This window comes from Dolichospermum lemmermannii CS-548 (genome assembly GCF_028330815.1).
Lineage (GTDB): Bacteria > Cyanobacteriota > Cyanobacteriia > Cyanobacteriales > Nostocaceae > Dolichospermum > Dolichospermum lemmermannii.
In genome coordinates, this window is the sequence record NZ_JAQMTJ010000221.1 from 16,672 (window position 1) to 30,991 (window position 14,320).

Here is a 14,320-nt window from a genome sequence, read left to right on the forward strand (position 1 = left end):
ATAAGGTGTATCTCTAGAGTAACCCAAGAAAATAGATAAAATATAATCCTACACTAATCCTATTCGGTACAGTGTAGGATTATGCTAACTTTTAACCAACAGAAATTATCTGTGGTTGAGTTGCTACCTTTTTCATAGCTGTGAAAACTTCTTGTCTAGCCCATTTATCAGCATTTAAAATGTCATCTAAAGAGGGATTTTGTGTGTTATCATTTTGATGGCGATCGCAGACAAATTCAATACAGCGAGCAATATCCAAATAGTGAATTTTCTCTTCTAAAAATAACGCCACAGCTTGTTCATTAGCCGCATTCAACACCGCCGGCATAGAACCACCAGCCTTACCCGCAGCATAAGCCAAACCCATACAAGGATATTTGTGATGATCTGGTTCACGGAAAGTTAAATCACCAGATTTAACTAAATTCAATCTTTCCCAATTAGTGTAAATTCGCTCCGGCCAAGATAAAGCATAAAGCAAAGGTAAACGCATATCTGGCCAACCAAGTTGAGCTAAAACAGACGTATCTTGTAATTCTATTAACGAGTGAATAATACTTTGAGGATGAATGACAATTTCGATGTTATCGTAATCTACTCCAAATAAATAATGAGCTTCAATTACTTCTAAACCCTTATTCATCAAAGTTGCCGAATCTACCGTGATTTTTCGCCCCATTGACCAGTTAGGATGTTTAATAGCATCAGCAACCTTTACCTCTGGTAACTTTTCCACAGGCCAATCTCGAAAAGCACCACCGGAAGCAGTAAGTAATATTTTCCGTAAACCATCTTTAGGAACACCTTGCAAACATTGAAAAATAGCAGAATGTTCGGAATCTGCTGGTAATAGTTTCACCCCGTGTTTTTTCACCAAAGGTAACACCACAGGAGCGCCCGCAATGATAGTTTCTTTATTTGCTAAAGCAATATCTTTCCCCGCTTCAATAGCTGCAATGGTCGGTAATAAGCCAGCACAACCAACAATACCAGTAACTACTGTTTGAGAATCGCCATAACGAGCAACTTCTATGACTCCCGCTTCCCCAGCCAGTAAAATAGGTTGAGGATTTAAGTCTTTAATGGCTTCTTTGAGTTCCGGTAACTTTTCAGCAGCAGAAATGGCAGCAATTTGGGGACGAAACTGGCGAATTTGCGCCGCGAATAGCTCCACATTCCGTCCAGCGGACAATCCAACGATGCGGAATTTATCGGGGTGTTCAGAGACGATATCTAAGGTTTGCGTCCCAATTGAGCCAGTAGAACCCAGTAAAGTAATAGCTTTCACAATTTTTTAAGCATTAACAGATAATTTCAACTATAAATGGCTTGGGACTCGTTGATAAGAGCAATTCCGACAATCAATTAACTCCAATCAAAACTTTTGCTATTTTGGCCATAAATGCGTAACATTACATAAACTACCCCATCTTACTTCGTTGAAGATGGGGTTTCTACATCCCCATCAGTAAGTTGAGATTTTTGACGTGGGGTACATCAAATGTTCCAAAAAAGTATAGAAGAACTAATGCGATTTAGCCGCTATCGTTTGAAGGATTACATCAAAGGGCAAAGAGCTATGGAGCTTGCCTTATCTACCTTCTAGCTATCTTGTCCTCCTGTCAGGGAAATTGTAGAGGCTATCAAATTGGTGGATCTTACAGTTCCTCAACAGTCTATTTAGTTTGAATGCTCAAAAAGTTAGTTTGAATGGGAACTAGCTTTATACCAAATAGATTTTCCTACACCAATTTCCAGTATGCTAGATATGAAACCAGAAACCCAACTAACCAGATTTATGGAAAACCAGATTTATGGGGAAAAAGATTGTTACTAGGACTTACGCACTGTACAAATTAACCATGATGTGCATGAACGAAAATCCGTCGTTTCAGGCTTTTGGCGATTAACAATCCCCTGTTTTACCAGAAACATCAACCCCAAATGGCAATAACGGGGGGCAAATAGATTCTGTTGAGGATGGCACACCAGCTATGGTAACACCAGAACCAGCAGAGGAAGTTGTTAACAACGCGTTACAGAGCGCGTTTGTTGGGAATGGCACACAGCTAGATCCAGTTTCAGGAGAACCACTGCTTCAAGGTAGTAATAATGGGTGGGTAAGTGGCTCTGTTGATAATTTAATACCGGATACTGAAATACCAGAACCTGCACTCCGAAGTGTTAATTATGGGCAAGAAAATACCTTTGTTGACAATTCTACTGCTGATGAGGACTTAAGAATCGAGGAACTCAAGCGGGTAACAAATTCGTCTATATCTCGACTCAACTCGGTCTAAAATCCAACCAGTAAGCTAAATACTGAATTAACTCATGAACTTAACACGAACAGAACAGTATGACTTTCTCCCTCGTTTCTACCGTCTTGCGATCGCTAATATTCTTTCAAACCTGATGATTCCTCTAGCGGGTTTAATCAGTGTAGCTTTTTTGGGTCATCTGCAAGAAATTGATGCCTTAGCAGGGGTTTGCATAGCTAATATCTTGTTTAACCTCGTCTATTTGATTCTTGAGTTCTTACGTATGGGAACCACTGGGTTAACCGCTCAAGCTGTGGGAGCAGATGATCAAGAGGCTGCACTGCTAGTGGGACTACGCAATGGCTTAATCGCCTTGGGATTAGGTATCGTACTGTTAATTTTGCAGTATCCTTTGCGAGAGGTAGGTTTTTCGCTCTTGAGTGCTGATATTGATGTTAAAGCTGCCGGCATTGACTATTTCAATGCTCGCATTTGGGGAGCGCCTGCTGTTTTACTGAACTTCGTTCTCATTGGTTGGTTACTGGGACGAGAGGAAAATAGTAAGGTTGTGGTACTTTCAGTTATTGGCAATGCAGCCAATATAATTTTAAACTACTTATTTATTATTCAATGGGGTTGGAATAGTGTAGGGGCTGGAGTATCTCAAGCATCTAGCCAATACTTAATGTTGTTTATCGGCATCCTCTTAGCTAGTCGGAAAGTTCAGTGGCAAGAAATCCGCGCAGTTAGCCCACAAATCATGGATTTTTCAGAGTTGAAAACTATGTTGGCTCTCAATAGAGATATCTTGATTAGAACTATAAGTGAGATGTCTGTCTTTACTATTTTTAGTAATCTGAGTGCCATGATGGGAACGATACTCTTTACCCAAAATTCTTTATTAGGACAGATAACACATCTAAATGTTTACTTAACTAACGGAATGGGATTTGCTACCGAAACCTTAAGCGGAAACTTGAAAGGTAAAGATTCAAAAGAGAAATTGTTACCCTTGCTGAAAGTTTCAGTTGCCAGCAGCTTATTGATAGGACTCACTGTAGCTACAATTTGTGTTTTCTTTCCCCAGGCTGTCTTTGGCATATTAACCAACCATACGGAAATTACTGAACATATTGATACCTATATTTGGTGTTTATGCTTCATACTTATATTCAATTCTGTTGCCTCAATGCTGGAAGGATATTTCTTAGGATTAGCAGAAGGGAAAATTGTTCGTAATGTCAGTTTGATCTCTGCTACTTTGGGATTTATCCCATCAGCTATAGCAGCTTGGTATTTTCACAACAACTATCTTTTGTGGCTATCCATTATATTATTTATGTTTGCCAAAATGGTGACAATGCTAGTGTATTTACCAAAATCTTTGAGTAGTGATACTGAAGTTAATGCAGTTTCTCTGACAACTGTTGAAAATTAAATCGGCTTAAAGAGGGAAGTGAGTTATACCAATTTTATGTAAGGCTGCACAGAATCATGAAATCCATTAATTCATCCGTATTTATCTGCATACCCTATGGCTGATGCCTCCGGCACGCTACCGCGAACGCCACGCAAGCTACGGGAAGCCGCTAACGCGGTTACATCTGCGTTTATCTGCGGTCAATTATTCTTGAAATCTTATTCTATGCAGTTTCATCTTAATTTGGTATTAGTGAGTTAATTACCACTTGCTGTCCTTCTTTTTGACCTTTGATGAAAACATTAAAGAATAAAGATTATTTTTCTAATTTTAGTTCTTGATCATATAATAATTAAAGTTTATTAAATTAGAGTTAAAATGAGAGAAGCGCCAGGGGCTGACATAATTATTCTCAACAGTCAGCAGCAAGTTTTACTTGTACTTCGAGATAATAAAAGCTCTATTCCTTTTCCTAACACTTGGGCATTCCTGGGAGGATATATAGAGAAAAATGAATCTGCAGAAGCAGCTATTCGCCGAGAATTAGTTGAAGAAATGGAACTGGAATTAGGCGAAATTAAATTCTTTAAGTCTTATTTTTGGCAAGAATGTGATGAACACATTTTTTGGACTCGGCTGGATTTAGATATTTCTCAAATAACCCTACACGAAGGACAAAAATTAGCCTATTTTAGTCGAGAGGAAATTAATCAGCTTGAATTTGCCTCTCACTATGATCAAATTCTGGCTGAGTTTTTTGATTTCTTAGCAATTAGTTTAAAATTAAGTATTGGTTAAAGCTAATGAAAAATTCAATTGCAGAAAATTTAAAGAATACACTACCAACAAATATCGCTCAGGGATTGGAAAGTGCTTTAGCTTATTTACCTGGAGGTAAAACAGCAACAATAGAAAAACCCCAATCAGAAGGATTATTTAATCATATCTTATTGATTACAACAGCCACAGATCGCTGCGTTTTTCGTGCCAGACGGGATATTTCCACTGAAGCTGGTGATGCTTATATGCAGTATATGTATGAAGCCACTGGCTTTATCCAAAATGGCGGTTCTTTTAAACTCAGAAATATTGGAGATGAAGTTGATTTTATCAAACGGGCATTAGCTGTCGGCTTACCAGTTCCTAAATTAATCCATGCAGATCAAGATTGGATGCTGATTGAATATGTAACAGGGAAAACTTTGTTGGAATTTCTAGAAACTGGAGAAGTCAAGTTTTTGCCGAAGGTTCTACAAGAAATGAATTTAGCTCACAGACAGGGAATTATTTATGCTGATCGCTGGACTGGGAATGAAATGATTGATACCCAGGGAAATGTGCGAATGATTGATTTTGATATTGAATGGTTTTATCAAGGAGGTAATGATGGTACTCTGGAAGCATTAGAAATGGCATGGACTATTTTTAATGCCATGAGAGTAACTAGTAAACGAGATGAATTATTAACAATAGTAGAAACGGAAGTTTTACCATCATTAAAAGCATGGGATTATGACATATCTAAGATGAAACAGTTTGTCGAAGGTTTATGTAACTTTTATCTAAACCCCAATAAGCCTAGTAATAATTGGTCTTTTCCCACAACTTTGTATGTGGCGATGGCTGAACCGGCGAATCGCTTAGTTGCGATGTTTACTGAAGCTGATTAGGGGTTGCTTTGAGTGAGATAATTTAAACCCCGCCAAATCATCAATGATGGCGGGGGTAGATATTACTTGAAGTTAATTTCCTTCATCACTTTCACGTTATAGTAACGACTATCTGTGAGAGAATTGGGAATTTGATTAGCTTTAAATGCTGAAGCTAAATCTTCGATCGCTTCCTTTATAGTATGTGCAGGGACAAATCCCAGTTCTTGCTTAATTTTTTCTGAAGAAATATGGTATGAACGCAGATCGTCGGTGGGTGTAGTCATAATTTCTACAGATTCTCCCACTACTTGACGGGTCATCTCGGCAATTTCCATCAAGGTATGATTTTCATAGCCAGCGTTAAATATTTTACCGTCAATCGCTTCATCTGACCATTGTAGAGATTTTAGATACAGATCGGTCATATCTTCAATATGGATATTGGGACGTTTTTGCTGACCACCAAAAACTGTAATTCTACCATTATTAATTGCGTGGTTAGTGAGAATATTCACCACTAAATCTAGTCGCTGACGGGGGGAATAACCGCAGACTGTAGCAGGACGCAAAACTAAGGTAACAAAACCTGGTTCTCGTTTACTCAATAAGACTTCTTCGCATAAAGCCTTATAACGAGAATAGTCTGTTAAAGGCATTAAGGGTAAGTCTTCTGTGACATTTTCTATTTCTTTGATGCCGTAAACACTGGAGGAAGAAGCATAAATAAACCGCTTCACTCCGGCATCTTTGGCAACGTCTACTAAGTCAAAAAAGGCATCATAATTAATCGAACGGCCTAAGTCTGGATCTAATTCAAAGCTGGGATCGTTGGAAATACAAGCTAAATGAATGACAGCATCACATCCTGGCATGATTTTTTCTAGAAGTTGGCGATCGCGGATATCGCCTTCAATCTCTTCTAAATGAGGATGATCTTTAACGGCATTTAATACATCTTTGCCATAAAGATACAAGTCTATTACCTTAACTCCATATCCAGCTTGCAGAAGTTTAGGAACTAAAATAGCTCCTACATAACCAGCACCACCGGTCACTAAAACTTGTTGAATTGGATTCATTGATTTACTCCTTAATTATCTTTTAAAATGTGGAAATTGTTTTAGCAAACTTTAATAAGCGTCCCTTGTCTACAGGCTTTTCATTTCCTAAAACATTGGCAGCGATCGCTCCGGCCAAATTTCCTAAAAATGATCCTAACTGCACAGGCAAATCTAACTTAGCACTCAAACTGGCTAGGGCAAAAAAGGCATCTCCAGCCCCGGTGGTATCTTTGACTTGTTGTGTCATGGCCGGAGTAATTTCCATCTCTCCATGAGTATTAATTCCCAAAGAACCAGCAGATCCTAAAGTTAACCAACCTTGTTGCGCTCCTAAATGATATTGCAACCGTTTTAGTAACTCTTCTCGATTACCATAACGATTAGAAAATGCCAGACGAATTTCCTGTTCATCTACACAAAATGTATCGGCTCGCTTATATTTACTAATTAGGTTATAACCGTAATTAGCACTATTAGTTTGACAGTTTAAGGCTAAAAATGGTGCTTGTGATTGAATTAATTCAATTGCTTCAGCATCAATTAATCCATGACCATAATCCGCCAAAACCACTAAATCGCAGTTTTTTAACAGTTTTTCCCAAGCATCTAAAAGTTTTTCTCGTTCTTGGGGTGCTAGTCCTTCTTCGTCTATCGAATTAATCGCAAATAATTGGGTATAACCCTTGGTTTTCCCTTGTTGTTCAATATAACGACACTTTGTTACTGTAGAATATTTTTCTACACAATGTAAATTAAGATGCAGCGTACCATCAACATGATTAGCAATCAAATGATGTACATCTGGTTCATCACCAATGGTACTAGCTAGGGTGACAGATTTGGCAAAACTACTGAGATGGTTAGCGATCGCAAAAACTCCCCCCAAATGTTGTTCTTTTTTCACAAAGCGGGTTGATGGCGCTCTTCCTTTTGAGGTTAATCCCTGAACTGTACAGTGAACAAACTCATCAATAATAATATCCCCCAACACCAAAACATTGAGATCCTGCATTGCTTCTATCGCATTTCTAATATCCTCAAAAGCATATTGTTGACTAAAATCATTGGCATAACGTTTTAATTCTGGAGGGATAACATCAAGATAATTATTAATCAGTCGTGTAGAGCTAAAAGTAATTTCTTGAGTATAGCGAATGTCACCTCCGTAAGCTCTTACTTGAGCGATTTCTTTATCAATATTGTGGGTTACATCTTTCTCTGTTTCCGCATATTCATCTCCCTTGCAGTAAATATGAGGACGCACTTTCTCAATTACTTCCAAAGCTGTGACGGCGGGAGTTAAAATTACATAATCAACACAAGCTAAAGCAGCTATAGAATTAACACGCAACTCATCAGAAAATATTGGTCTTCCTGGTCCTCGGTTAATATAAGGAGTAGCAGTTAGGGAAATTACTAATAAGTCTCCCATTGCTTTAGCCGCTTGTAAATGAGCAATGTGTCCGGGATGTAGTAAGTCAAATACCCCATTACAGAGAACGATTTTCCGTCCTTTTTGATGGTAGACAGTGAATACTTCTGCACAAGTTTCAAAGTCAATAATTTTTTCTCTATATATTTCTAATTGCATCTTTATTTCATTGCTAATCTTGGTACAAAAGTTCACAGAAAAATCGAACAATTCAGAACTAGAACATCATTATTTACTTGATGATTCTAGGTTTAGATATCTGACAATTTTTGAAGAAAGAGGTCTACAATTCTAGTTCTTGTCACATATATTTAATATGCAATCATTAAATCTTGTTGTTTACCACAGATAGAATTTCTTCTATATATAAATGGGATGAATATTTTAGGATACTTTTAGTTCATTTAAACTGAGATAGTTATCCACATTTGCACTAGGTAAAGCACCTTCTACCAAGCCATCAATAATGCAGTGACAAATACATAAGTGCATGATTTCTGCAAAACCATAGGACATCGTGGGAACATAAAAATTTAGATGTCCAAGTTGACGTAAGGGGTTGTTAGGTTGAAAGGCTGAAAGTGTAATCACATGACAATTCATTTTTAGTGCTTGGTAAACACCAGCAAGAATATTTTGTGATTGTCCAGAACTACTAATTGCAAACAAAACATCTCCAGACTGAGCAAATGTAGAAATGGGTTTGCTAAAAACTTGTTCGTAGCCAAAGTCATTACTAATACAGGTCACCAAAGCACCATCGTTAAAGCAAATCGCCGGAATATTACCATTACGCCAGTAGTCAATAGCCTGATGACTAGCTACGGCTGCACTTCCTCCATTACCGATAAATATCACTTTTCGACACTGCTGATTTTGCTTTTCTACTAAAGCCGCAGCCATATCAATTCCTTCTGAATTAGCAAAAGATTTACCTTGATGATCTGTGACTTGAAATTTCTCACCCAGGGTAGATAGTTGCTGGAAGTAATCATTAGAAAATGGATGAAGTCGCTGCTGTACTTTATTCATAAACACTATCAAGTAATTAATGTCATTGTTTTATGTATACCTAAGCCTTGCTACAAAGCGGTCTTTTCTGACCCAGGTTGGGACGGTCTACCACTTCTTCTCACATACCTCTAAGATACAAGGTTGGGTTAAGCGACAGCGCAACCGATTTGTTGGGTTTCATTCTATTGCTTCGCAATGCTAACGTTCCACAACCCAACCTACGAATCAAGACTTTTTCTAATTTGGAAAAGGTATTGTTCATGTATACTATTTTTTCTATTTTTGAAATCTAAAGAAAATATAAAGAATATCTAAAGAATAAATTTTTATGACTTACTCAATTAATGCCAATTAACATTATTTTCAGAAAATCTTTAAAGAATATTAAGAAAACAATAAAGTAGTAATATTTTTGTACAATCAACGAGTAAATTTTAAATAAGTAGGTTGGCGTTGAAAATTGTCGTTATAGCAAGGCAAAAGGCAAGAGTAAAGAGGTTTTGGGTGATTTTACGTTTCTTTACACAGTTTGGTTTTATTGTCTTCACCTACTTAAATGTACAGTTTAAAATATTAATAACAATAATAAAGGTGGCAAAATTTTTATTTGTGACTGATTTAGATCAGACTTTAGTTGGTGATGATCTAGCTTTAGAGAAATTAAATCAGTGGTTAAGTAAACAGCGCCGCATTGACGGTACAGTTATCTGTTACACCACAGGGCGATCTCTCCCGCTCTATCAACAACTGATCGCTCAAAAAGAACTCTTAGAACCTGATATACTCGTCCTGGCAACGGGTACAGAAATTTACTACCCAGGCAGTGAAACCCCCGATTCTGAGTGGACAAACAAAATCTCCCTGGGTTGGGATAGAGAACAAGTAATAGAAATAACCAGCCGATTTCCTTGCCTAGTCCCCCAATCTCCCTTAGAACAAACGGACTTTAAGGTTAGTTATTATACTAATACTAAAGGATTATTAGTAACACTTCCGCGATTAAAAGCTATTTGGCAAAATCATGGTTTAGCAGTACAAATGATAGATAACTTTGGGGGTGCATTTTTAGATATCTTACCAGCATTAGCAAATAAAGCTGCATCTGCTCTTTTTCTGCAACAACGGTTAGGTTTTACTAATGAACAAACTCTTATTTGCGGAGATTCAGGTAATGATCTATCTATGTTTGAAAATATGCTTTGTCCCGCTATTATCGTTGGTAATGCCGAACCAAAAATATTAGATTGGCATGAAAATTCCCCACCAGGGAATCGCTATCTGGCAAAAAGTCACTTTGCAAATGGCATTTTAGAAGGATTAAAATATTTTGAATTTTACAGAGAATAATTGATATGAAAACCATTGTTTATCAATCCTATCGGGGAAATGAAACACCAAATTGGCTGGAAACTTGTATGCAAACAGTCAAAGATTGGGCAGAATTAAAAGGCTTTGACTACCGAAGAGTAGACAACTTTTTTGACTATGTTCCCGATTGGTATATAGATAAATCTCAAGGTAAAATTAACGTTATTGCTGATTTAGCTAGATTAGAAATAGCGAAAAAATTTTTAGAACAGGGATATGAGCAAACTATTTGGATGGATGCTGATGTAGTAGTTTTTGATCCCGATAATTTAAACATTGAAACGACAGAAGAATATTTAGTTTGTCGTGAAGTTTGGTTGGATACAGAAGATGATCAAAATTTGGGTGAGGGAACTTTATTTTGTACTGAAAAAGTCACTAATTCCTTAGTTTATTTTACTCAAAAGAATAGTTTTTTGGACTTTTATATATATGCGACTAAATCAATCTTGAAAAATCAGACCGGAAGGTTATCCAGATTAGCAGTTAGTACGAAATTTTTAAGCAGACTTTATGAGATTATGGAATTACCTCTTTTTCCAAATATGGGGCTTTTTAGTCCTATTCTAATGCACGCAATTGTAGAAGATAAAACTGAGATTATCGAGTTATATACAAAAGCCTTGAAATCTCCTATTTATGCGGCTAACTTGTGTTTATCTTTTAGAAATCAATCTCATAAAGGCATCATGGTGACAGATAAACTATTTGAACAATTGATTGATAAATTGTTACAAAATAAAGGAGAAATGATTAACCGATATTCTTCTCCATAATTAAATTCTCATTCCTCATTGGTAAAACACGAGGAATGTAAGAGGATGTTTGAAAAGTTTTGGGCGAATATAATTCACTACTACACAAGCAAAGTCCACCTGCGTGGACTAATGAAAAATCGAGGGTTTCAAACCCACCTCCGTGGGTTTTGTCTGTGTGCAAGATGAACCGCGACTTCTAGTCGCCAGGATTAGTATGAATTAAGACTTTTCAAACACCCTCTAAGCTATAATCAGCAAACCACAATATTTTTTTGTAAGAGGTAAGGTTGTCACAAAATGAAGAAAAGCCCAAATATCGCATTTTATACTTGTTGTAACTCTGTGTCTTTTTCTAAGGTACAACTCTTTTTGAGATCTGCTAAAAAACAAAATATAGACGTTAAGGTGCTAGGTGAAGGTCTCGAATGGTCAGCCAATTCTCTAAGACTTCCTTTGATTTTGAAGGAACTAAAGGATGTGAAAGATGACACAATAGTTCTTGTTACTGATGCTTTTGATGTTCTGTATGTACAGAATGCTAACAGTATATATGAAAAATTTATTCAAGGTGGTTATAAGATATTATTTGCAGCAGAGAAATGGTACTCTCATCAGTACGAAGAATACAAAGATTTTTACGATAGCATTAAAGTTCCCTATGATTATAAATATCTGAACGCAGGGACTTTCATGGGATACAAAAAATATGTCTGTGAGATGATTGATAATATTCTTTCTTATCCGAATTTTCATGAAAACGGTAGTGATCAAAGATTGTATGGAAAATACTGTTTTGAAAATCCTGAAACAGTAACCTTAGATTATTGCTGTGATATTTTTTGGTGTACAGCAGGGGAATGGGAAATTTTACCAGAACTGTATGAGATACACAATGGATTTGTCTTAAACAAATTAACTGGCACATATCCTGCAATAATTCACATACCATACTCTAAAAAGTATTATAATGTTCTGCTCAGGTTGGCAGAAGATCTGGGTGATGTTGTATCGCGGTAAAGAATAATCAACAACAATGATGAGGTTAATGTTTCAGAGATCATGACAAGTTTCTATACGAAGATTAATACACCTGATTGGGTTAAAAACGCCGTTTTTTATCAAATATTTCCTGATCGCTTTTCTCGAAGTATTCCCACTGAACAAAAGTGGTTACTTAATATACCCTTAGAAGACTGGAATACTACTCCTACATTTCATGGTTATAAAGGCGGAAATCTTTGGGGAATAATTGAAAAACTAGATTATTTACAAGATTTAGGTATTAATGCAATTTACCTTAATCCTATTTTTACATCTGCCAGTAATCATCGTTATCATACTCTTGATTATTATCAAATTGATCCCTTATTAGGCGGTGAAGAAGCATTTACCAATCTCCTTAAAGAAGCTCATCATCGTAAGATTAAACTTATCTTAGATGGAACTTTTAATCATGCTAGTAGAGGCTTTTATTTTTTCAATGATATTCTCGAAAATGGACAAAATTCTCCTTGGTTAGATTGGTTTAAAATTACAGGTTGGCCTATCTCACCTTATGATAATTCTCGTCCTGCTAATTATGCTTCATGGTGTGATCTTCGTGCTTTACCCGAATTTAACACTAATAATTTAGGAGTGCGCGAATATATTATGCGTATAGGTGAATATTGGATTAAACGTGGTGCAGATGGTTGGCGTTTAGATTCGGCAGATTACATCAAAACTCCTGGATTTTGGCAAGAATTTCGGGAAAGAATCAAAGCAATTAATCCTGAAGCCTATATTGTGGGAGAAATTCCTATGAATGCAACTGAGTGGTTAGATGGCACACAATTTGATGGCGTGTCAAGTTTACCCTTTCTTAATGCTACCACTGCCTTTATTGTCGGCGATCGCCAGGTAAAAGGTCATTTTGCTGAATATGCACCACCACCACCAGCAGATGCGGCTAAATATGGGGAGGAAATTAATCAATTACTGCAACTTTATCCTTGGGAAATTCAACTAACTCAACTTAATGGTATTAATAATCATGATACAGCTAGGTTAATTGATGTAGCTGGAGGCGATCGCCCCAGTTTATATTTATCAACATTACTATTATTGACTTTTCCCGGCGCACCTTGCATATATTACGGCGATGAAGTCGGTTTAAACGGTGGTTATGATCCAGAATGTCGTAAAGGATTTCCTGATAAAAAACAGTGGGATCAAGATATTCTTGAATATCATCGTCAATTAATTAAACTCCGTCTTTCTCATCCAGCATTAAGAATAGGTGAATATCATACCTTGTACGCTCAAGGACAAGTTTATATTTTCGCTAGAAGGTTAGAAACAGAAATTTTATTAATTGCGGTAAATGCTGGTAATGAAATAGCAATGGCGAGTATTCAACCATCATGGCAAAATCAACTCAAACAAACATTATTTACATATCATTCCAGTCAAGAAAACTGGACTAAAGAAGCCGAATTTATTAACTTTAAACTTCCACCCCGTAGCGGATTAATTATTGGTTAATTAAGTCATGAAATATCAACAATCACTACTTTTAGCAACTGATTTAGACGGCACTTTTTTAGGTGGTTCTCAACAACAACAATCTGAATTTTATCAATATATTGAAAAACAACGCGATCGCCTACTTTTAGTATATGTCACCGGCAGAGAACTGGACTGGATCAGCAACTTATTAATAGAAAATCCTCATATTCCTAAACCTGACTATATCATTGGTGATGTGGGAACAACTATTGTACATGGTGAAACATTTGAGCCAATTTATCCTGTACAATATTGGATAATTAAACAATGGAATAATGCTAACGAAAAAATTAAAACCCTATTAGCAAATGAACCAGGATTAAAACTACAGGCAGTCAATCCTAAGTATCGTGTATCTTACTATTATGATTCTGAAAAATTGCAACCTAACACCATCCAAAAAGTAATCAATGCCGGATTTGATTGCATTATCTCATCTTATAATAATATCTATTTTTATTTTGATGTCATGCCCAAAGGAGTTTCTAAAGGACCAACTCTCTTGAAATTTTTGGAGGAAATAAAGTTTAATGCAGATGAAACCATAGCTTGTGGAGATACTCTCAATGATTTATCCCTATTTGAAACAGGATTAAAGGGAATTGCTGTGGGAAATTCTCATCCCAACTTAGTTGATAAAATTCAGACAATGGATAATGTTTACCATAGTCCTTATCCTGGTGTGATGGGTATTTGGGATGGTTTGAAATTTTACGGCAAGGATTAAATGTCAAATATATAGGACTCCTATTTGATTTTTGATGGCTTGCGTGGCGTAGCCATACAAAACTCGGTACACCTTAATAT

13 protein-coding genes are annotated in these 14,320 nt (G+C 36.6%); 9 read left to right on the forward strand and 4 right to left on the reverse strand.

From position 1 onward, the window contains the following. Positions 1 to 91: 91 nt before the first annotated feature. The gene (locus tag PN450_RS14715; RefSeq protein WP_015078139.1) at positions 92 to 1,288 is read right to left on the reverse strand and encodes a 1-deoxy-D-xylulose-5-phosphate reductoisomerase; all 1,197 of its coding nucleotides are present in this window, start codon (positions 1,286 to 1,288) and stop codon (positions 92 to 94) included. A 706-nt stretch (positions 1,289 to 1,994) separates the two neighbouring features. Here PN450_RS14715 and PN450_RS14720 point away from each other — a divergent pair. The 4 genes from PN450_RS14720 (at position 1,995) to PN450_RS14735 (ending at position 5,351) form a co-directional block, all read left to right on the forward strand. Continuing rightward, entirely contained in the window at positions 1,995 to 2,300 is a 306-nt protein-coding gene (locus PN450_RS14720; protein ID WP_210422196.1) for a hypothetical protein, read from the forward strand. A gap of 34 nt (positions 2,301 to 2,334) precedes the next feature. Beyond that, positions 2,335 to 3,699, forward strand: coding sequence for a guanitoxin biosynthesis MATE family efflux transporter GntT (gene gntT / locus PN450_RS14725; protein ID WP_015078138.1), 1,365 nt, complete (start codon positions 2,335 to 2,337; stop codon positions 3,697 to 3,699). A gap of 360 nt (positions 3,700 to 4,059) precedes the next feature. Beyond that, positions 4,060 to 4,479 (forward strand): NUDIX hydrolase, encoded by a 420-nt coding sequence (locus tag PN450_RS14730; protein ID WP_015078137.1) that lies wholly within the window; start codon positions 4,060 to 4,062, stop codon positions 4,477 to 4,479. 5 nt (positions 4,480 to 4,484) lie between these two features. Continuing rightward, positions 4,485 to 5,351 carry a BUD32 family EKC/KEOPS complex subunit gene (locus PN450_RS14735; protein ID WP_148763528.1) on the forward strand — a complete coding sequence of 289 codons (867 nt, stop codon included), beginning with the start codon at positions 4,485 to 4,487 and terminating at the stop codon, positions 5,349 to 5,351. A 62-nt stretch (positions 5,352 to 5,413) separates the two neighbouring features. On the opposite strand, the gene PN450_RS14740 is transcribed toward PN450_RS14735, so the two are convergent. The 3 genes from PN450_RS14740 to PN450_RS14750 all read right to left on the reverse strand — a co-directional run bounded on the left by PN450_RS14740 (position 5,414) and on the right by PN450_RS14750 (position 8,858). Then, positions 5,414 to 6,412, reverse strand: coding sequence for an NAD-dependent epimerase/dehydratase family protein (locus PN450_RS14740; RefSeq protein ID WP_148763530.1), 999 nt, complete (start codon positions 6,410 to 6,412; stop codon positions 5,414 to 5,416). Positions 6,413 to 6,434: 22 nt separating this feature from the next. After that, positions 6,435 to 7,985: a PfkB family carbohydrate kinase gene (locus PN450_RS14745; RefSeq protein ID WP_015078132.1), complete on the reverse strand. Its 1,551-nt coding sequence runs from the start codon at positions 7,983 to 7,985 to the stop codon at positions 6,435 to 6,437. Positions 7,986 to 8,210: 225 nt separating this feature from the next. Then, the gene (locus PN450_RS14750; protein WP_168635299.1) at positions 8,211 to 8,858 is read right to left on the reverse strand and encodes an SIS domain-containing protein; all 648 of its coding nucleotides are present in this window, start codon (positions 8,856 to 8,858) and stop codon (positions 8,211 to 8,213) included. 573 nt (positions 8,859 to 9,431) lie between these two features. On the opposite strand from PN450_RS14750, the gene PN450_RS14755 reads away from it, so the two are divergent. The 5 genes from PN450_RS14755 to PN450_RS14775 all read left to right on the forward strand — a co-directional run bounded on the left by PN450_RS14755 (position 9,432) and on the right by PN450_RS14775 (position 14,240). Beyond that, positions 9,432 to 10,187: a sucrose-phosphate phosphatase gene (locus tag PN450_RS14755; protein WP_271836766.1), complete on the forward strand. Its 756-nt coding sequence runs from the start codon at positions 9,432 to 9,434 to the stop codon at positions 10,185 to 10,187. 5 nt (positions 10,188 to 10,192) lie between these two features. Beyond that, positions 10,193 to 10,984, forward strand: a complete 792-nt coding sequence (locus tag PN450_RS14760; protein ID WP_015078129.1) for a hypothetical protein — start codon at positions 10,193 to 10,195, stop codon at positions 10,982 to 10,984. A 279-nt stretch (positions 10,985 to 11,263) separates the two neighbouring features. Further along, positions 11,264 to 11,983 (forward strand): glycosyltransferase domain-containing protein, encoded by a 720-nt coding sequence (locus tag PN450_RS14765; protein WP_027401732.1) that lies wholly within the window; start codon positions 11,264 to 11,266, stop codon positions 11,981 to 11,983. Positions 11,984 to 12,025: 42 nt separating this feature from the next. Continuing rightward, positions 12,026 to 13,489 carry a glycoside hydrolase family 13 protein gene (locus PN450_RS14770; RefSeq protein WP_271836767.1) on the forward strand — a complete coding sequence of 488 codons (1,464 nt, stop codon included), beginning with the start codon at positions 12,026 to 12,028 and terminating at the stop codon, positions 13,487 to 13,489. A gap of 7 nt (positions 13,490 to 13,496) precedes the next feature. After that, positions 13,497 to 14,240, forward strand: coding sequence for an HAD-IIB family hydrolase (locus PN450_RS14775; protein ID WP_015078126.1), 744 nt, complete (start codon positions 13,497 to 13,499; stop codon positions 14,238 to 14,240). Positions 14,241 to 14,320: the final 80 nt, after the last annotated feature.